16 protein-coding genes are annotated in these 19525 nt (G+C 47.6%); 11 read left to right on the top strand and 5 right to left on the bottom strand.

The window, feature by feature from the left end:
- Window positions 1-63 precede the first annotated feature (63 nt).
- The 4 genes from ACHZA2_RS10855 to ACHZA2_RS10870 all read right to left on the bottom strand — a co-directional run bounded on the left by ACHZA2_RS10855 (window position 64) and on the right by ACHZA2_RS10870 (window position 2579).
- Window positions 64-1107 carry a GTP-binding protein gene (locus tag ACHZA2_RS10855; RefSeq protein WP_319579720.1) on the bottom strand — a complete coding sequence of 348 codons (1044 nt, stop codon included), beginning with the start codon at window positions 1105-1107 and terminating at the stop codon, window positions 64-66.
- A 130-nt stretch (window positions 1108-1237) separates the two neighbouring features.
- Window positions 1238-1480, bottom strand: a complete 243-nt coding sequence (locus ACHZA2_RS10860) for a hypothetical protein (protein WP_319538805.1) — start codon at window positions 1478-1480, stop codon at window positions 1238-1240.
- Window positions 1477-2040 carry a hypothetical protein gene (locus ACHZA2_RS10865; RefSeq protein ID WP_319579721.1) on the bottom strand — a complete coding sequence of 188 codons (564 nt, stop codon included), beginning with the start codon at window positions 2038-2040 and terminating at the stop codon, window positions 1477-1479. The genes ACHZA2_RS10860 and ACHZA2_RS10865 overlap by 4 nt, the downstream gene beginning before the upstream one ends.
- Before the next feature lie 29 nt (window positions 2041-2069).
- Window positions 2070-2579, bottom strand: a complete 510-nt coding sequence (locus ACHZA2_RS10870; RefSeq protein WP_319579722.1) for a hypothetical protein — start codon at window positions 2577-2579, stop codon at window positions 2070-2072.
- 555 nt (window positions 2580-3134) lie between these two features.
- Here ACHZA2_RS10870 and ACHZA2_RS10875 point away from each other — a divergent pair.
- From ACHZA2_RS10875 to ACHZA2_RS10900, 6 genes are all read left to right on the top strand, one after another.
- A complete protein-coding gene (locus ACHZA2_RS10875; protein ID WP_319579723.1) occupies window positions 3135-3485 on the top strand; it encodes a hypothetical protein in 351 nt (116 codons plus the stop codon).
- Between the two features lie 69 nt (window positions 3486-3554).
- Window positions 3555-6575, top strand: coding sequence for a hypothetical protein (locus ACHZA2_RS10880; RefSeq protein ID WP_319579724.1), 3021 nt, complete (start codon window positions 3555-3557; stop codon window positions 6573-6575).
- Entirely contained in the window at window positions 6576-6908 is a 333-nt protein-coding gene (locus ACHZA2_RS10885; RefSeq protein WP_319579725.1) for a hypothetical protein, read from the top strand.
- A gap of 327 nt (window positions 6909-7235) precedes the next feature.
- Entirely contained in the window at window positions 7236-8132 is an 897-nt protein-coding gene (locus ACHZA2_RS10890) for an ABC transporter substrate-binding protein (RefSeq protein WP_394698639.1), read from the top strand.
- 14 nt (window positions 8133-8146) lie between these two features.
- The gene (locus ACHZA2_RS10895) at window positions 8147-9211 is read left to right on the top strand and encodes an iron ABC transporter permease (protein ID WP_319579727.1); all 1065 of its coding nucleotides are present in this window, start codon (window positions 8147-8149) and stop codon (window positions 9209-9211) included.
- Between the two features lie 2 nt (window positions 9212-9213).
- Window positions 9214-10044, top strand: a complete 831-nt coding sequence (locus tag ACHZA2_RS10900) for an ABC transporter ATP-binding protein (RefSeq protein ID WP_319579728.1) — start codon at window positions 9214-9216, stop codon at window positions 10042-10044.
- Window positions 10045-10643: 599 nt separating this feature from the next.
- Here ACHZA2_RS10900 and ACHZA2_RS10905 read toward each other — a convergent pair.
- The gene (locus ACHZA2_RS10905; protein WP_319579729.1) at window positions 10644-13031 is read right to left on the bottom strand and encodes a right-handed parallel beta-helix repeat-containing protein; all 2388 of its coding nucleotides are present in this window, start codon (window positions 13029-13031) and stop codon (window positions 10644-10646) included.
- A gap of 497 nt (window positions 13032-13528) precedes the next feature.
- Between ACHZA2_RS10905 and ACHZA2_RS10910 the strand changes: the two genes are divergently transcribed.
- From ACHZA2_RS10910 to ACHZA2_RS10930, 5 genes are all read left to right on the top strand, one after another.
- Window positions 13529-17137, top strand: coding sequence for a PAS domain S-box protein (locus ACHZA2_RS10910; protein ID WP_319579730.1), 3609 nt, complete (start codon window positions 13529-13531; stop codon window positions 17135-17137).
- A gap of 493 nt (window positions 17138-17630) precedes the next feature.
- Window positions 17631-17774 carry a hypothetical protein gene (locus ACHZA2_RS10915; protein ID WP_319579731.1) on the top strand — a complete coding sequence of 48 codons (144 nt, stop codon included), beginning with the start codon at window positions 17631-17633 and terminating at the stop codon, window positions 17772-17774.
- Between the two features lie 33 nt (window positions 17775-17807).
- Window positions 17808-18242 carry a DUF134 domain-containing protein gene (locus ACHZA2_RS10920; protein ID WP_319538793.1) on the top strand — a complete coding sequence of 145 codons (435 nt, stop codon included), beginning with the start codon at window positions 17808-17810 and terminating at the stop codon, window positions 18240-18242.
- A 63-nt stretch (window positions 18243-18305) separates the two neighbouring features.
- Entirely contained in the window at window positions 18306-18698 is a 393-nt protein-coding gene (locus tag ACHZA2_RS10925; RefSeq protein ID WP_319538792.1) for a NifB/NifX family molybdenum-iron cluster-binding protein, read from the top strand.
- A 300-nt stretch (window positions 18699-18998) separates the two neighbouring features.
- Window positions 18999-19511 carry a DUF2124 family protein gene (locus ACHZA2_RS10930; RefSeq protein ID WP_319579732.1) on the top strand — a complete coding sequence of 171 codons (513 nt, stop codon included), beginning with the start codon at window positions 18999-19001 and terminating at the stop codon, window positions 19509-19511.
- The last annotated feature ends 14 nt before the right edge of the window (window positions 19512-19525 follow it).

Here is a 19525-nt window from a genome sequence, read left to right on the forward strand (position 1 = left end):
TCAATGAGTCAGGGGTGGTTATGTATGTAAATCCCGGATGATCTGATCGAAGAGGGCTGGATATCATGCCGGTTTTACCAGACATGACTCCAGCCTGGTGCTGATATCATCATTTTCCATTTTGTCCCCGATCCCTATAAACGTGAGTTGAGTTGCTTTATCTCCCGTAGTCCAGGGCTTGCCTTTTGTCAACGAGACCCGCCTTCCAACCACCTGGACGATGACCTGCTGTAATGGTAATTCATTGATGTATGCAAGGCCTTTAGCCCTTATTACTGTGGGAGGCAGGTTTTTCATGAATGCGTGGAGGCAGGAGAGGCGAATCGGTGAAGTATTCGTCCAGGAGACGGTAGAAAATCCATGCTCACTACTGTCATGGTGATGATGACCGGCAGGTTCTCCTGTAGAAGGATGTTCAGAAGGACCGGCATGTTTTATCCCCAGAATCAACGATACCGGGATGGCAGCATATGCTGTCTCCAGCAATGGAATACCGGGTGGTATCCATTCTTTTCTGATGGTTGCCTTTTTGGATTCAGAGATTCGGTCGGTCTTGTTGAGAAGAATAAGGTCTGCGGATCGGATCTGCTTTCTCACAAGATGACTCATGATCCAAGATACAGATGAGACGTTTTCCGCATCCACCAGACAGATAACCCCTGCAATTCTGACTATCTTTTTTATCTCTTCATGTTCAAGAAGGCTGATGATCCCAAATGGATCTGCCACTCCTGATGCCTCGATCACGAGGATCTCTGGTTCAGAATCTGACTTGATGAGGGTGGTTATCGCTTCAGATAGGTTATTTCGGAGTGAACAACAGATACACCCGTTTTCAAGTGCAATGACCTGGTCTCTAGTCCCTTCTATCAGGCTTTGGTCAATACAGATAGAGCCGAAATCATTGACGATCACTCCGAACCGGACTCCCATAGTGGAACTGAGGATCTGGTTTATGCACGTGGTTTTTCCAGATCCCAGGAACCCGGTGATAAGATAAACTGGTACTTTTCCAACCCTTTTTCTTGCAGGATCAGATTTCCGGGTTGGGGTTCGGTTCAGTAAACCGGGCAAGGTATTGAGAAAAAATCCTGCTAATGTTCCCATAATGAATAGATCTTATCCCGGCGGTAAAAAAAAGGTCACCTCAACATTCGGATGAAGTAATATCATCGATAAGACTTTCAATACAAATAACCTGAAAGCCGGTTGCCGTAAAAGAGAGAGGTTCCCCTCTCTATCCCCGGACCCATCTCATCAAACCACTCATACGGCTCAGATGATCCATCGATATCCCTGCCAGAGCCATCGGGTCCGCCTGAACCTTCCCGTCCTCCTCGGTCATCGACCCGAGAATGATCCCGGCAAATTCATAGGACTCCTCTGCCAGCGAGAGGTACTGCCTGAACAGGAGATACACAGCCCCGCCGTTCAGAACTGCAAGACCAAACCCGATTCCTGCCATCAGTTCAGCGATCATACTCTCCCTCCATACCTGACCAGATCCCTGACAGACATGTTGCCAGACACAAACCCATGTCCTGATACCGAGCGATTCCCCTCTCCCTCTCCTTTTCCCTGTGATCCGAAGAGCAGCAGACCGGTGCCGTTCAGGGAGGTCTCACCAAAAAGACCCTCTCTTATCGCCCTTGATGTGATATACTCGCCCTGTCTCACGATTCCTGATGAGAAAGTTGAGGCCTCCTGATGTTCCTGATTATCAGGTGTTAAGATCAGTGAACACATACTCTTCAGATCAGGACTCTTCCAGAGTGCTGATGCATAATCACTGAAGAGGAGTGGTCCTTGTGACCGCACGACCAGATCCGACTGTGTATTAACTTCCCCCGAGACTGTTCGATGAAGATCTGCTGCATCCAGTGCTATTGCCCGTGATGCAAACGACCCGTTATCATCAGATCCCGCAGTAGTCAGCATAACACACCCGTCAGTGCTTATCGCAGTGGAGAGATACTCAGCCCCTGCAAGCCCTGCGAGGATGAGGCATATCGCCCCGGCAATGATACACTCTTTCTTCATACTCCCCCCGGATATGAAAAAAGAAGAGATCAAGCCAGGATGGCAACCGTATCAGCCCATGCCTCAAGGCCGGTCCTGATGCTATCTGCCTCATAACTGGATACTGTCACACTGTCACGTTTGAAGGACACCGTATAGAGTTCTCCATTACTTGCATGACACTTCACCGTGCAACTGAACGAGTCTTCAGACGAGTCGCGTGAGGCTGTCACACCGGTGCCCATTCCGGTAGTGATTGCTGCAGTGCCGGTGATCTGGGTGACGGCAGTGTTGACTGCTGCCATCGTCGGCCCCCGGACCGGAATACTCCCGACAGTCTTTGCCTCAGCATTCTCGTAGGTGATGGTGGCTGCATACGCCTCCCTGCTCTTCTCCACTGCGGGCTTTGCGACCCCGGCTGACTCGTATGCAGTACATCCCCAGGGATTGTTGTCAAGAACATCCTGGACTAATGCGCTGAATGAAGTATAGTCAGCAATTGGTGACGAAAGTTTTCGAACCGCAGACTTTACAACACTCTTTTGTGTGAAATCTCCCATTTTTCCCCCTGTCGCCTGACAAGCGACACTATGAGGTATGTCGTATATATATGAATTTATTCAGGCATGGTCTGAATAACGCGGTTATCTGGGTCATTTTTACATTTCGAGCAGATAGAGGATCATAACTCGTGTAATGATGCAGGGCAGAAAAGGTTTTGTAAACTTTTTACCTTGCGCTTTTAGGTAATACTTCTTGGTAAACCGTACCGCCCTTATCGATATGTGGTAATATAACTTTTTGAACAGTACTTGGAAAAAACGGTGATAACACCAAAACATTTAGAAAGGTCACCATATTACAGTTTTTTACTGCCCGATTTTAAGATTCATTCTCTGAAACGGGTAGGCAGGTGATCGAATGAATGAGGTGAAGAAGTATGAAACGACATGAATCCCCAGCAGTTATTGTTGCTTGCAGGCTCATTAACGCGGGGATTACTCATATTGGTACCGCCAGTTGTTTAATAATATCCATGGTGGCAGTTGTTTGGTATTGGTATCCTGAGAAAAATTTTCATGATTCCAATGTCATCTGCGCCCGCGGAGGATCGTATGTCTCCGTCTCATGAGCACCAGACCCGTAGGACTGTCGAGTATGAAGCCAGAATCCTGCTTCAGGATCTGGGCTATGAAGTAGCCCGGGTTGGAGGACGCGATGGTGCAGTTCCGGGTCTGTTCCATCTCATTGCATGGGAACGGATGAGAGGGACTCTGTTCATCAGAGTAGGCTCTCCACGGATGAGTAAACCAGTGATCAGGAGTGAGATACTCCTGCTCTCAACAAACCTTCAGACCGTATGGTATCCGGGAGAGGTTCAGTTCTGGGTTGGTGAAGGAAACTACTGGAAACGGTACCAGATCCTCCCGGGAGGAGCCATTCCACTCCCTGAGGTGAGGGCATGAACAGCGTGGATGTCACAGATAGATGTTATCCGTCCCCGAATCTGAACAGGCGGCTGTGGAGAAGAAGCGATGATCGAACGTGATCGTGCCGGTGAGGTACTCAGTACCCTTGAGTACCTCTTTGATCCTGGCCAGATTATTGAGATCAGGGCTCTCTCAAGTGGTGCCATATCATCAGGGTACTTCAGTGATTACCAGAAGGCAGTGGCAGAGATACTCATCAGAGAGGCTGACACGCTTATTTCGGGCTTCTATGTCACCCTGAACGAAGTAAATCCTGCACTGCTTGCCAGACGGGCCAACCGGATACAATCCCGGATGGGAAAGGCAGATGCATCTACAGCAGACTCTGATATCATCAGGCGACGCTGGCTGCCGATAGACATCGACCCGGTACGGCCATCAGGTGTATCCTCATCTGACGATGAGCATGCAGCAGCCCTTACACGTGCTGATACCATCAGGGGATTTCTTGCCACATGCGGGTGGCCTGATCCCCTCCTGGCTGACTCAGGCAATGGTGCCCATCTGCTCTATCCGATCGATCTTCCAAACAACGAGGAGTCAAAAGGGCTCGTCAGACAGGTACTCGAGATCCTTGATGTCCGGTTCTCCACCGCAGGGTGCAAGGTTGACACAGCCAACTTCAATGCTGCACGGATATGGAAGGTGTATGGCACGATCTCACGCAAAGGGGATAATCTTCCAGACCGTCCCCACCGGAGATCAAAAGTCCTCTCAATGCCTCCTAAAGAGAGGGTTCTCTCCGCAGACGACCTTGTGCAGTTGATCAACCAGTACCCGGCCCAGGCTCTGGAGCCAGGGTTGAGACCCACCACGAAACCTGGAATGAACCCGGAAGCGAAGGGCCAGACACTGGAGGAGATGGCTTCAGTCAGGGAGCCGGCGCTTGATCTCGCCCAATGGCTGAATCGGTTTAATCTCACGTATCTCTCCAAACCGTACCAGGGGGGTACTCTGTTTGTGCTTGACTCATGTCCCTTCTCTGATGATCACACAGACGGAGCATTCGCTATTCAGTTTCCTAACGGTGCCATCTTCGCCGGATGTCATCATGACTCCTGTGGCGGAGGCCGTCAGCGATGGCCAGAGCTCCGTGCACGATTTGATCCGCCACGCCGGGATCCTGAAGAGTGGTTTGCGGAGGCAAGAAGAGCACGAACCAGGGCAAAACTGATCGCAGAAGGCAGGATCGATCCAGACGAGGAGATGTCTGAATCATCTCCTGATACGGGCACCACACCCGCCGAATCTGACCCGGTTCACCAGAAGGCTGATGAGATTCTGAAATCCGGTGATCCCCTCTCATTCCTCCTCAATGTCTTCTCTGAGTATCATGAGGGGGACAGGGCTGTTGCCGAGTGCATGATTCATTCGCTGGTTTCCCGATCTGTCATCAACAGTAAGGGCCTGCATGTATCAATATCAGGTGAGTCTGGAAAAGGGAAGTCGCATGCAATTGATACAATGCGAACGCTCATCCCTCCTGGCTCTAGGATTGAAGGCCGGGTCAGTGACAAAGCTCTCTTTTACATGGAGGATCTCCTTCCCGGGACCGTGATCACCCTTGATGATGTGAGCCTCTCTGATCAGATGCAAGAGATTCTCAAGGGGGTTACGACCTCGTTTCAAAAGCCGTTTCCGTACCGCACGGTCAACAAAGATAGAAAGCCCCAAACCTGCACGATTCCGCAGCGGTGTGTCTGGTGGATTGCAAAGGTGGAAGGGTCAGGTGATGATCAGGTCATCAATCGGATGCTGACCTGCTGGATAGATGACACCGAGGAGCAGGATCAGAAGGTCCTGGACCGGGCACTGGCAGGTGCAGAAGAGATGCCCGAATCTCCTGCCGAGATAAGCGAGGCTGTTTCGGTGTGCAGGGCGTTATGGGAAGATCTCTCTTCTGTCTTTGTTGTGATTCCGTTTGCCCGAAGAATTCGGTTTCAGTCCGCTGAAAACCGGAGAAATCCTGATATGCTGCTCGATCTGATCCGGACGAACGCCGCTCTCTATCAGCAGCAGCGGGAGAATCAGGTTGTGAACGGGGTTACCTGTGTACTGGCAACAGAGAAGGATTTTGATGAGGCAGCCCGGCTCTTTGTTGCATTGAATGGTGAGACCGGAGCTCAGGGAAACAAACTGACAAAAAGGGAGTCTCTTCTGACGCATGTGTTAGCCACAAGCGGTGTTGCAGAGATATCAGTCTCGCAGATCCAGACTATCACCGGATGGACATGTAGCACGATCTGTAAACTTCTCCATGGCTATCAGTCATACGGGAAGGTGTATTCAGGGCTGCTTGCGAAATGTCCTGCTGTCTCGTTTCTTGATCGGACGGTCACAAAAGGCGTTCAGGGGCAGACCACCATGCGACATACACGGGTGTACCTGTGGGATCAGTACCTGTACGATGCATGGCTGAAAGGAGGTTCTGTCTGGCTTGCAGGGGATGGAACTGATCCTGATCAATCTGATCCTGATGACTCTTCAGATCAACCCTCTGGTGATCATGGCAGAAGTGAAGCGACGGTCGCCGCCAAGGCATCCGGGGCTCTCAGTAAGCAGCAGTCTTCACTTGAGAGATCGATCCCCGATAGCAATGCTCCTACACAAGGCTGCTCGATCAGGTCTCTCAAGTCGCGTGATTTTGCTCATATAGAAGGATTTCCTGAAAAGGTACCGTGTTCTGTCTGTGGGAGGGGGCCGACCCAGTACCGGACACGTCCTGATCGTGTTCACGGGAGTGATGCTGAGCCGGTTCGGATGCTCTGCTTATCATGCTACGAGAGGCTTGTTTCCCATGAGATAGCAGCCATCGTACCTCTTCCCGGGATGATCCATCCTGAAGATATGGTTCCCCTGCATGCCTCTGTCGGACGATGCGATCTCTGTCAGACAAAAGAGGCTGCATGGTCAGATCCAACATCCAGGATTCACCTCTGTGAATCCTGCTATCAGCGTGAGAAAGCCCGGTCAGCCGGTGATCACTCTTCCAGTATACGGGGAGTAGATAACCTCCCATCCGGTGATTCATCAGGAGAGGAATCTGTCCTGGGTAAGGTGAACTAGATGAGTGAGTTTGTTGAGACAGTCCGTGAGGATCGTGGGTATGAACTCTGTGGACGGATCATCAGGATTCAAGGGGATCTGGTGATCTATATCGATGGAATTGGGAGGTTTGCCCTCCCGTCCGGGCAGGTGACCGCTACATTAGCCGGGCTTGGAGAGAGCGATCTATCAGGTCCTGTCCCTGGAGTAGCGAGGTTATCTGAAAGCGGCAGAGGATTTTATCTGGATATCGGGGGTGAAATGTACGTGATCCCCGTTGCTAGAGTAAGGGCGGTTATGGGTGGTGAAAACCGGAAAGGACCGGTCAGCCGGGTTTATCGATCAAAAGTCTGACAGTAATAAAAAGGTCATTAGGGATTTTTAGATCGTCGTAATCAAAACAATTAGATTTAAAACCAATAAAATTGAACTAAGGATATGTTACTTATGAGTAAATATTTCTTAGTTTTATTGCTCTTTCTCCTTACGGTAGGAAGCATAATATGTCCGGTTATGGGATCTGATGCTGCTTCTTCTTCCAATCAGGTGACTGTCACCGATTCATTCGGTAGAGAGGTTACCATTCCGGCAGATCCAGAACGAATAGCCGTAAATGGTATGGGAGGGATGCGATACTTCACCTACCTTGGTATTGATCCAGGTAGGTTTGTTGGTGTTGACATGTCAGACAGTTCAGAGTCGGGATATTTCACTGACCCACGCCCGTACATCATTGCACACCCTGAGATCCTGAAGATTGCCCCAACGGGATCAAAAAGCGGAGTGGCAGATGCAGAAAAAATCATGTCACTAAATCCTGATGTTCTGTTTATTGCAGGATCGAGCCCGGATAATGTGCAGGCTGCAAACGAGATCCAGGAGAAAACCGGGATTCCCACGGTTCTATTTTATTCTGGTATTTATACAGATGAACCAGAAAAAGTGAAAAACTCACTTGAGATGATCTCGTCAATATTCGGAACTGAAACACGGTGCAAGGAATTGATTGCATATTTCGACTCTGTAAATGCTGATATACAAAAGCGGGTATCCTCTGTTCCAGCTTCAGACGAACGAGCATATATTTGCGGAGTTTCTTACAGGGGTGAACATGGTACTGATGGAACAAATCCGAATTATTTGCCATTTATTCTTTTAAAGGCAAATAATGTGGCAAAAGATGTTGCTCCAAGTGGGGTTAAAGACTTTGCAACAGTAGCCAAAGAGCAGATAGTAGCATGGGATCCACAGGTTATCTTTGTCAGCCTGGGAACCCAGAATGCAGCCAATGGTGGAGCGATAGGTGAACTAAAGTCTGATCCATCCTATACTGGGATAACAGCTGTTCAGAAGGGTGAAGTCTATGGGTTGATACCTGAAAACTCCATGGGATCAAACTATGAAAATGGTCTTGCCAACTCCTACTTTGTTGGAAAGACTCTCTACCCAGATCAATTTACAGACATTGATCCTGCGAAAAAGGCTGATGAAATCTTTACCAAAGTTGATGGAGGTTCAGCTTTTGATCAGATCAACAAGAATGAACAGGGTTTAGTCTTCCAGAAAATTAAGTCCTAATCCTTTTTTTCAGCATGTTTCTGATTCATGATCGCAAAAGGCATTACCGATCTTACATTCTATTTAAAACACTTGTAATTTTCATCGGTATTGTCTCTGCAATTGTACTCTTTTTTATTTCGGTCTCTGTGGGAGCAGTATGCATCCCAATTCCTGACATTATAACTACTCTCATCAATGGGGGTGGTTCTACTCTATATGAACGAATTATCTGGAATATCCGGATTCCTCAGGCTCTGACTGCTGTTGTTACCGGAGCAGGTCTTGCTATTGCAGGGGTTGCAATGCAATCTGTTCTCCGCAACCCGCTTGCTTCCCCGTTTACATTAGGGCTTTCCAGTTCTGCAGCATTTGGAGCTGCTATAGGGATTCTCCTCTTTGATGCAGGAACGAGTGGGTATACAATGGCTGACGCAGTAGTCGTTAATAACCCCTATCTCACCACCGTCTGTGCATTCAGTTTTTCCCTCATAAGTACCGGCTTGATCCTTGGCATCAGCAGATTACGTTCTACCACTCCGGAAACGATGATTCTTGCCGGGATAGCCATAACCTCTCTGTGTAGTGCCGGACTTATGGCAGTTCAATATTTTGTTGATGACACCAGACTTGCATCAATTGTCTTCTGGCAATTTGGGGATGTATCACGATCAAACTGGCAGGAACTTGGACTTATCACTCTGATTACAGTGGTATGTAGTGGATACCTCATTTCACATCGATGGGATTTCAATGCAATTGATGCTGGTGAAGAAACTGCAAAGGGTTTAGGAGTTCCTGTAGAGCGTATCCGGATTTTAGGTATGATATCAGCCTCTCTTATGAGTTCTGTTATGGTAGCTTTTCTCGGGATTATCGGATTTGTGGGTCTGGTCTGTCCTCATATGGTGAGAAGGATAATTGGAGACGATCATCGCTTTTTAATTCCTGCAAGTTGTGTATGCGGCTCTGTGCTCCTCCTTGCATCAGATACAGTTGCACGAATGATCATCTCACCACGAGTTCTTCCTGTATCAATAATTACTGCTTTTCTCGGTGCTCCTCTTTTCTTGTATCTTATCATGCGGAGGAAAAGATAAAAGTGATATGTAAGTTTCAGTCAGATATCTCTTCATCTTATTCAGGAAAGGAACCAGTTCACGATCCCCATTCTATCCTTCTTGATGTCAATGGCGTTTCATTTCAATACCAGGCTACAGATATTCTTGAAAATATTTGTGTAAACGTCCATCCCGGAGAGATATTGGCTATCATGGGTCCAAATGGAGTTGGAAAATCAACTCTACTCAGATGTATGAACCGGATTTTACAGCCTCGTTCGGGAATTGTTACACTTGAAGATAAAGATCTCTGCGATATGAATGTAAATGATATTGCAAAAAAAATCGGCTATGTTCCACAGCGTAATGAAACCTCCAGGATGACGGTATATGACTCAATTCTGCTTGGCAGAAAGCCACACATCAGGTGGACAGTATCTGAAGATGATTATGTACGAGTCGAGACAATCATCCGGTTATTTGATCTTGAGAGGTTACAACTCCGGTATGTGGATGAGATTTCAGGAGGAGAATATCAGCGTGTCTGTCTTTGCCGTGCGATCGTTCAGGAACCATCTCTTTTGCTTCTCGATGAACCAACAAGTGCCCTGGATCTCTGCAGGCAGATAGAAATTTTACGGGTTATCCGTAGTATTGTTGACATGAGACATCTGTCCACCGTGATGACTATGCATGATCTCAACCTGGCTCTTCGGTTTGCAGATCGATTTGTTCTTATGAAAAACGGAAGAATTGCTCATTCATGCGACCGCACAAGTATTTGCTGTGAAATTATTGAAGATGTATATGGTATCAGGGTTGACATTCTCTCTCATAATGGCCTCCCTGTTGTGATTCCAATAGAATCATGATATTGTATCCCGGGATGGTACCAGGAATATTCTCATTTCTGTATTTGTGGATGTACATGCCTATGATATTTGATGAATTGGCATAGCTGGAGAACGTCGGATTTTTCTGTGAGTGGGCGGGAAGATCTGTACAGAGAGTATTCATTTGTTCTATTCATGATTCCTTGTGTATGTCAGAAATTACCCCTCTCCCGCCTATACCCGGTATCCGGGTCTGCAAGTTTATTTGTTTAGTATTGGGGTGAGATCTTGCGGTTTATTTCTCCCGCTCATACGCATATTTTCCCGCCCGAATGTTGGTATACTTCGATAACCATTTGATTCAGGTGCATGAACTCCTATGTGAAAGAGCATACAGATTGTATGATTACCATGCCTTTCCCCTCGTTTGTCTCCTTTTGTGGCATGTTGTACAAGAAATTCAAGAAAACACCGAAAGAACCGGTCAAGCCGGGTTGAACAGATATTATCATTCTGATCCTTCATATGAAATCCGGGGTAACGCCTGATTAATCATCCCGGAGACCTTCGTAAATAATTCTCCGGTAAATTTCTGATAAAATTGATACTGAGAAAAAGTAGGAGAAATCAGGTGCAGGTCAGGTGATGATGATATACTCTTTTTTCATGAGGGTTCCTGTTGAGATATCATTCTGTGCCGTGAGTGAGACCGAAAAAGATCCCTTGGATGAGTAAACATGGGTCACATTCTGCAATCTCGATGTGTTCCCATCCCCGAGATCCCAGATCCAGGATGTCGGGTGACCAGTTGAGTGATCGGTGAATTGAACCTGCAGGGGAGCAGCCCCTGTCGTCCGGTCTGCCGAGAATGCAGCAGTGATCTCTGCCGGTACCGGTGTCGGAGTTGGAGAGGGAACAACTCCGGCAGTCACCGTCACTGCGCTATTGAGCATCACAACTCCCCCGGTCTGGTTGTTCAATGCTTTGAGCGAGACTGAATACACTCCCGGAATGGTATATGTGTGAACCGGATCCCGGACTGTTGAGGTGGATCCATCGCCGAAATTCCAGTAAAACGAGTTCGGACTGCCGAGTGACTGGTTGGTAAACGCTACCGTGAGCGGAGCTGATCCCCATGTCGTGTTCAGCGCAAAGAAGGCATGTACTTGTCCCGGTGTCGGTTGTCCAGATGAGGAGATGGAGTGGTCAGACATGATATTCTTAAATGTCCAGTTGCTCACCGGTCCGACCGGTTTGTTGTCTACCGAGACATTCAGGAGATCGGCACCCGGTTTGGCCTGAGAGATATATGTTGCGTTCGAGAGATGCAGATACGATATATTTCCATGTGGATACGTATTCGCCCATTCATCATTGGTTGAGGAGATGGTGTTGAGTGATCTGACGAGTGGTGCCGTGTCATACACTCCGGATTCTCTGACAATCTCATATGGGAGAGAAGAATATCCTGATACATGTGGTTCCTGGAGATCTGACCAGCCGGTCCCTTCCTGGTTACCCCAGTAGTTTCCAGCGACATACGGCCCTCCTCTGACATTTGTTCCTGGCTGTGGACCTTGTGGATTGGTCCAGGTGAAATATGACAGGTACCCTGTTCCTCCGGCTGAAACAGTGTTTAGGAGATTGTTGTTGTAGATATATCCGGATCCTACGTTCCAGCCACCACCATCGATATAGATCCCCGTGTCAGTGGATCCTGATATGGTATTTCCTGTAACGTGTACGTTAACACTGTTATCTGGCAGGAAAAGGCCATACCTGCTATCCTGTATCATATTATCAGTAATATTTGCTGTACCCCAGCCGTTGATACCACAATCGTAGTTGCTGGTAAGCATATTTCGATGAATCTCTGCCCCATGTAAGGAAAAAACTCCGCTGCCAAGGTTATCTGAGACGGTATTATTGATAACCTGTGCATTATTTGAGACATCAATGCCAGATCCCTGGTTGCCGGTGATAAGATTATGTATAACTCCTGCATAATTCCCTGCAACAACCCCTCCCCACTGATTTCCATTCACAATACTGTCTGAAACATTTGCATAATTCCCTGCATAAATGCCATATCCCTCGTTGGTGGAGAGGTTGTTGTCGATAATAGTGGCATAATTTCCTGCGTAGAGTCCATACCCCTGGTTATTGAAGATATCATTCCCAAAAACATACGAATATTTACCGGTAAAGATACCCTCTTCACGATTATTATTCACCGTATTGTTCGAAAACGTTACATTGTTGATCGTTTTCATGCCGTATCTCTGATTGTCACTGACAATGTTTTCAGAGATCGTGACATTATCCCAGGTCAGGATCCCGTCTCTCCCATTACCGGTCACTGTGTTTCTAGTAATGTGGGCATCATTCTGACAGGCAATACCGTTCTTCTGATTATCTTTCACCTGGTTTTTGGTGATGGAATTATACTGCCCTGTGGTATTGACTCCTGACCAGGTATTATCCATGACAATATTTTCAGTGATCTGGATGTTTGTACCGGTCACATAGATGCCGTTCTCTGAGTTCCCACTGGCATTATTCCCGGTTACCTGGGTACCAGTCCCCTTGACAACGATTGCACCTCCATTACCAGATACGGTATTTTCTGAGATTTCTCCACCGGCACCCTGTGAATAAATGGCGGTATCAAACCCGGATATCGTACTGAACTGAGTTATTGTGGTGTTAGTACCATCAGAGGTACTGGTAATCCCATTACCTCCGGTCCCATTCACCGATTTTCCATTTCCAACCAGTGTAACATCAGAAGTATTGACCTGTATTGCATACTCTGATGAAGAAGCAGTCAGATTATTGGTGAGATAATATGTACCCGATCCGGTTACGGAAATCTGACCGTGGGAATAATCTCCGGAAAAGGAGTAATCAGAACCGGTATGACCTGGTTCAAGAGAGATCCCAGACCCTGATGCACTACCGCCCAGGAGAAGAGCAAGGTAGATACTGATCATACAGATAGAAAACCGGGAGGGATCGGTATTCATGATACCATCCTGCGAAATCTGCTGCATAGTCTCTGCAGATGTCCGGAAAATTCATGAATTCTCCTTACCCATGAATTCCCATCAGTAAAACTGGTATTCTGATTATACGCCCCCCGTGCATCAGTTCGGTTTACCCAAATATTTGCCTTAATCTCTCCCTTCATCCACAAATCCCCTGATCTGGTACAGATACTATGCTTATAACCTCAGGATTATTATATTTTCGCTTAAATATAATCGGGAAATAAGAAAATGTGGTACGTATTCAGTCCCGGATCTTCCCGAATCAGCCCTCCATAGTTTTTTATATTGAACCAAAGAATGAAGATATGTAGGCTGTAGACCCGTATTCTGTCTGATAAGTACCTCGGGCGAGGAGAGAAACCCGGCCTGAAACAAGTGAGAATACCGCCATCGGGGCCATCATCCCGGATTTGAGCATGATACCTCGCAAAATGAGAAGGGTAGATATCGCAGGTTACACTAGGGACCACAATATGAGGATCGATATCTGGCTTTTCACCCTTCTGCTCACCGCCACAATCATCGTCGCAGCATCAGCTCAATCAGTGCAGATCCTGGATAATAGTTCTCAGGAGACACCTCTCCTTTTCCTTGGAAATGAGAATATTGCCCCGGTGGTGTTTCTGGATGGAACTACACCAAAAGGCGTTGATGTCGACATAGTCCGGGCAATGGCACCTCATCTCTCCCAACCGGTTGAAGTCAGGGCCATGAACTGGTCAGAGGCACAGTCACGTGTTGCACAAGGAGACGCTGATGCCCTGATTCAGATAAATCCGACTGAAGAGCGGCTGAAAATATATGACTTTTCCGATCCCCTGCTTGAATCACAGTTCTCCATCTTCACACATGCACAAACCCTCGGCATATCAGGGATTGAAAGTCTTCGCGGACTCAGGGTGGGAGTTGAAGCAAAAGGCCTTCCAATACTGGTTCTGGCGAAAGAACCTGAAGTAATCCTTGAAACAATCCCCAATTTTACGGAAGGATTCAATCGGTTACACGACGGTTCTCTGGACGCCGTTGTGGTTGATTACCGGGTAGGATCCTATGTTCTTGCTCAAAACAAGATCAGAGACATCAAAGTATCAGGTGAACCGATCTCATCCTCGAATTCTTCCTTTGCTGTTAAAAAAGGGAATACTAAACTTTTGAATGAGATCAATACTGCCTTGCAGACAATCAGGGCTGATGGCACCTACAAAAAAGTCCTCGATACCTGGGAACCCACAGAAGTGGTGTTTCAAACCGGGGAGCAGATCGCAGAAGGGGTTTATCGGCTAGTTATCATCTTTTTACTCATAGTATTCCTGATCATCTCGATCTGGATAGTGACGATCAGAAGAGAACTGGAGAGAAGAAAGACAGCTGAAAAGAAACTGACCGAACAGTACTCCACCTTGCATGGGGTCATCAACAGTGCAAATGCATTGATCTTCTCGGTGGACCGCTCCTATCGGTATACCAGTTTCAACCAGGGTCATGCCAGTGTCATGAAAACTCTGTACGGAGCAGAGATAGAGCTTGGTCACTCTATTCTGGATTATATGACCGTCCCGCTCGACAGAGATCTCTCAAAAAAGAATCTTGACCTGGCATTAACCGGAAAAGAACTCATAGAAGAGTCTTATTCAGGAGAAGAACTCAGGTCGCGGAAGTACTTCTATGTCCTCCATAACCCGATCAGAAGTGGAGATGAGATCATCGGTGTTGCAGTGCTTGCCCATGATATCACTGAACGGAAACAGGCTGAAGAAAAACTTCACCAGGTCTTAGAAAACCTCGAAGAAGAGGTTCGTGAGCGAACCTCCCAGTTATATGGGGCTAACCAGGATCTCAAAAATCAGATCGCTGAACGTGAACACAGAGAGATCGAACTTCGGGAGAGTGAGGAGCGATACCATGCAATCTATGATCAGTCTCCGATCGCCATAGTACTCTATGATGCTTCAGGAACGCTGGTGCATATGAACCAGGCTTTTATAAGCCTCTTCGGCGTTTCTGATCTTGGCAAACTTCATGATTACTCTCTCTTTTCCGATATATACCTGTCAGAAGAGCAGAAAGAGAAGCTTCGCCAGGGAGAGAGCATCCATTACCAGGGATCGCTTGACTTTGACAAAGTTCGACACAGCTTCTCATACCCTACAACTAGGGAAGGGATGATCTGGCTCGACACACTCATCACCCCGCTTGGGAGTGCGTCAGAGTCCGTAACCGGATACCTCGTCCAGATACAGGATATCACCAAACGCAGAGAAGCTGAAGAGGCGATGAGGGTTGCAGAGGAGACGTACAGAACCATCTTCTTAAACTCTCAGATTGGGCTGTTCAGAACAGACATCGTCTCCGGGCTCATGGTAGACGCAAACGATGCTGTGGCACATTTTTTCGGGTTTGAGGATCGGGAGTTGCTCTTGAAAACCGCATTTTCGATGGCAGATCGATATGTCGATCCACATGACCGCGAGATGATGGTTGCTCTGTTAAAGGATAACGGTGAGTTTCAGAATTATGAGGCACGGATCAGACAAAACGATGATTCGATAGTCTGGATACGCTTCTCTGCACGACTGATCTTTGAAAAAGGCTGGATAGAGGGCGTTGCTGAAGACATCACCGATTACAAGGTGGCTGCGGAGGCACTTGCGTATAGTGAGAACAGACTTCAATTAGCACTCTTCGGTTCAGAGATAGGAATGTGGGAGTTTCATATCCCTTCCATGACTGGAGATATCGATAGCCGGTCAGCAGAGATCCTTGGATTTGAACAGAAGAAGAATGGATTTCATGCCATTCATCTGGGTGAATTATCCCATCCTGATGATGGTCCCCTGATAAGGCAGCGCCTTGATGATTATCTGTCAGGAAGAACCTCCATTTACGAATCTGAACACCGGATGAGAAATGGACGCGGGGAGTGGATATGGGTACTTGCCAGAGGGAAGACGACCAGATGGCTTGATGATGGATCACCTCTTCAGATTTCAGGAACAATCCAGGACATCTCCGAACGGAAACGTACCCAGGAGAATCTGATTGAGAGCGAGAGGAGATACCGTGACATGTTTGAGATCAACAACGCGGTAATGCTCATCATAGATTCTGAAACTAATAAAATAGTCGATGCAAATGCTGCCGCTACACGGTATTACGGGTATAGCAGGGATGAGCTTATAGACATGCCCATCAGTGAGATCAACACCGCAGATCCCGAGGTAATCAAGGTTAACATCTCCCATGCCATTACGCAGAAAGGGACAATATTTCAGTTCAAACACAGAAAAAAGAGTGGAGAGATCAGGGATGTTGAAGTCTTTAGCGGCCCTGTCATCGTGAAAGGAAAAAGACTCCTGCATTCAATTATTCAGGATGTCACCGAGCGTAACCGGGTTGAAGAGGCACTCAGGCAGGCAAACCACAAACTGAACCTGTTGTCCAGTATCACACGGCATGATATCGGTAATGAGCTCCAGGTGATCTTCGGATATCTCAGTATGGCACTGGAAGAGAAGCTCCCTCCTGATATTAGCACGTATATTGAACGGTCCAGTGTATCTGCAAAGAATATCGAACGGCAGCTGGCCTTTACCCGGGATTATGAGGATATCGGAGTTCACTCGCCGGTCTGGCAGGATGTAGGTGCCACTATTGCACATGCTGTAAAGCCGATTGATATCGGCCTGATCCAGCTGCAGAACACCATATCAGGAGTCGAAGTCTTTGCAGATCCCCTCATGGAGAAGGTCTTTTACAACCTCGTAGAGAATGCAAAGCGGTATGGAGATACGATCACCCGGATCCAGTTCTTTGGAGAAGAGAAGCAAGGAGATTACATCATCGTCTGTGCTGATGACGGGGTTGGGATTGATGCCGAGTTCAAGTCAAAGATTTTCAAGCGTGAATACTTCAAACATACCGGATTTGGACTCAACCTCTCGCGGGAGATTCTTGATATCACCGGTATCACCATCACAGAGACCGGGGTACCCGGTGAGGGAGCACGGTTTGAGATAACAGTGCCGAAAGGAAAATGGCGGGTAGGAGAGGTGCCAGACCAAAAAGATCAGCGAAAAGAGTGACATCCTATATTTACTCCTGGACCCGGGCGGTCTGATGATCTGCGTACATGGCGGTACTAACGCTTCATACTCTTTGGCTGGATTCCAGCGACGGATAATTTTTCCGGACCTGTTGTTTTTCATCTTGTGATTCTGCTCTACGAGTTGTTCAATCCGAAATGAGGAGGTATCATCCGGATGGTTTTTACTACCCCCAGAATTTGATCTGACCTTATCCCGATCACCTCGATTATGACGGGCGGGACAGCGGGAGAAAGAAGGATTTTCCTGTGAGCGATGGGGAGGTCCCGCCCGTACTTTTCGGCTGTATCGGACAGATAAAGATGTTAGAAGAATAAATTAAAAGATTTCATTGATATGGACGGGAAGATCTATGTAGAGAGTGTTCACTCTGTCTGACAGTGATGATTAGTATATGTCAGAAGATCCCGTTCTCCCGCCAGCAACAACATCAGGCAGTGCTTGTTCATTGGTATGAATAACGGGATGTGATATGGCGGTTGATTCCTCCCGCCTACAGATTGGTTTTCCCGCCCGTACCCAGGGGAATACACATGTGGCAGGAGAGAACACCTGGCATGCGATCCATACCCTGATGGATCGTGTGTACCTGCTTGTCTGCCTGCTTGCCGGTTGATGAAACTAAAAAAGCCGGGAGTGACCATATCTTATGATGATGGTTGATCCATCTGATGACGAGCTGAATGCCCCACGGCGGGGGAGACCACGAGGAAAAAGAGGACCGATTGGGTGCGGCCCGCTCAAGTGTTACGGCCCTCAATGCGATATCTGGGACGAAAAACTGCGTGTATTGCTTCGGCCTGATGAGATCGAAATATTGCGACTGGTTGATCTCGAGGGGCTGGAGCAGGAAGAAGCGGCACAGAAACTGGGTATCTCCAGAAAGACACTCTGGAAAGATCTTCATGAGGCCAGAAAAAAGGTTACTGATGCTCTTGTGAACGGAAAAACAATAGAAATCTCCGGCTGTCCCCGCCGGAATGAAGGGGTATGTCCCAGACGCGATATGACAGTCTGTCCAAAGCATGACGGTGGTATCTGTCCTCGAGGTCACACTCCCGCCGATGACGAAGAATATGAATAGTTTATTATCTTTATGCTCATATGAGTAATAATGGTACTCAACAGGGTACCAGGTACGATCGGTATGAAGATAGCAATTGCAAAAGATGGTTCATCCGTTTCAGGTCATTTTGGCCACTGTGAGGGGTTTGCCCTGTACTCTGGTGAGAATGGCACCGTGCGGCATGAAGGCGATCTGGTAAATGGTCAGGGACATGGTGCTGCTGTCTCCATTCTTGTTGCGCAGGGTGTGACCCATATTCTTTCAGGAGGAATGGGGCAGCGTGCTCGCGATATGCTTGAGGAGCAGGGCATTGCATCGATCCTTGGTGTACAGGGATCACTCGATCAGGCAGCCAGTGACTTCTTCTCAGGGAAGATCGTGGATGATGCACCTCTCTGTACTCATTCGGGATGCGCCGAAACCGATGACGACTCGGCAGGATCATGCACCTGCTCATGCCACCAGAAGAACTAACCTGAACAGATCCAGAAGAAACTGAGCACTCAGAGAGATGCTGGTAAGTCCAGCCGGCTCGATTGAAATCCCATTCATGAACGGTCAAGAGTAATCCCAATAATTCAACCAGCATCTCTCATTCTTATGTAGTATATGGTGCAGCTTCTGGATCATGGTGTTCACGGCTGTGAATTGCGTATTTTTTTCCTTTGCAGGATGATGGTCTCCTGATTCGTTATCCCTCATATGGGTATAATTATATAATCCTTCTTCAAACAGATCTAATCAGATGTGTGGTTGATTGAGGAGCTGCAATCTGTGGATCCCGATCAGGCAGAATGGAGGATAGATATGAAAAATAGTACTTTTCAGGGAATTCCTGGAATGCTCAGGCCGTTTAAGGAATATCTTGAAACGTGGAACCTTCCAGAAGGTGCAGAAGTCGTCTTTTTCGGAGTGCCCGGGACATGCACACCCTTTGTGGAACTGCTCTGTTATGCGGTCAGGAATCTTCCCTGCAGGTTTCTGTTTGTCCCGTATCTCAGGGAGAACGAATCACGGGAGATGACCTACACCGAGGGTCTCGGGTTTCAACTTGGAGAGCCCTGCCAGATTCGCAATCCCTCGATCATCATATTCATGGGGGGGCTGGCAATGCCTGGTGTGCCGGTGAAGATAGAGGAGGCAGAAGCACTCCTTTCTGCATATCCTGATGTCGCATCTGCAGGGATCTGTTTCATGCATATGTTCCAGAAATCAGGCTGGCTTGATAAAATTTCCTTTGATCTCCTGATCGATGCAACTCTTAACGTCGATATAACCGTTGAATAACCCCCTGGTATCCT

This window comes from uncultured Methanospirillum sp., from assembly GCF_963668415.2.
GTDB lineage: Archaea > Halobacteriota > Methanomicrobia > Methanomicrobiales > Methanospirillaceae > Methanospirillum.

Bases quoted from the DNA above. Each gene is read 5' to 3' on its own strand.
- ACHZA2_RS10855 (WP_319579720.1), bottom strand. From the start codon at position 1,107: ATGGGAACATTAGCAGGATTTTTTCTCAATACCTTGCCCGGTTTACTG.
- ACHZA2_RS10860 (WP_319538805.1), bottom strand. From the start codon at position 1,480: ATGATCGCTGAACTGATGGCAGGAATCGGGTTTGGTCTTGCAGTTCTG.
- ACHZA2_RS10865 (WP_319579721.1), bottom strand. From the start codon at position 2,040: ATGAAGAAAGAGTGTATCATTGCCGGGGCGATATGCCTCATCCTCGCA.
- ACHZA2_RS10870 (WP_319579722.1), bottom strand. From the start codon at position 2,579: ATGGGAGATTTCACACAAAAGAGTGTTGTAAAGTCTGCGGTTCGAAAA.
- ACHZA2_RS10875 (WP_319579723.1), top strand. From the start codon at position 3,135: ATGTCTCCGTCTCATGAGCACCAGACCCGTAGGACTGTCGAGTATGAA.
- ACHZA2_RS10880 (WP_319579724.1), top strand. From the start codon at position 3,555: ATGATCGAACGTGATCGTGCCGGTGAGGTACTCAGTACCCTTGAGTAC.
- ACHZA2_RS10885 (WP_319579725.1), top strand. From the start codon at position 6,576: ATGAGTGAGTTTGTTGAGACAGTCCGTGAGGATCGTGGGTATGAACTC.
- ACHZA2_RS10890 (WP_394698639.1), top strand. From the start codon at position 7,236: ATGTCAGACAGTTCAGAGTCGGGATATTTCACTGACCCACGCCCGTAC.
- ACHZA2_RS10895 (WP_319579727.1), top strand. From the start codon at position 8,147: ATGTTTCTGATTCATGATCGCAAAAGGCATTACCGATCTTACATTCTA.
- ACHZA2_RS10905 (WP_319579729.1), bottom strand. From the start codon at position 13,031: ATGAATACCGATCCCTCCCGGTTTTCTATCTGTATGATCAGTATCTAC.
- ACHZA2_RS10910 (WP_319579730.1), top strand. From the start codon at position 13,529: ATGAGGATCGATATCTGGCTTTTCACCCTTCTGCTCACCGCCACAATC.
- ACHZA2_RS10915 (WP_319579731.1), top strand. From the start codon at position 17,631: ATGGCGGTTGATTCCTCCCGCCTACAGATTGGTTTTCCCGCCCGTACC.
- ACHZA2_RS10920 (WP_319538793.1), top strand. From the start codon at position 17,808: ATGATGATGGTTGATCCATCTGATGACGAGCTGAATGCCCCACGGCGG.
- ACHZA2_RS10925 (WP_319538792.1), top strand. From the start codon at position 18,306: ATGAAGATAGCAATTGCAAAAGATGGTTCATCCGTTTCAGGTCATTTT.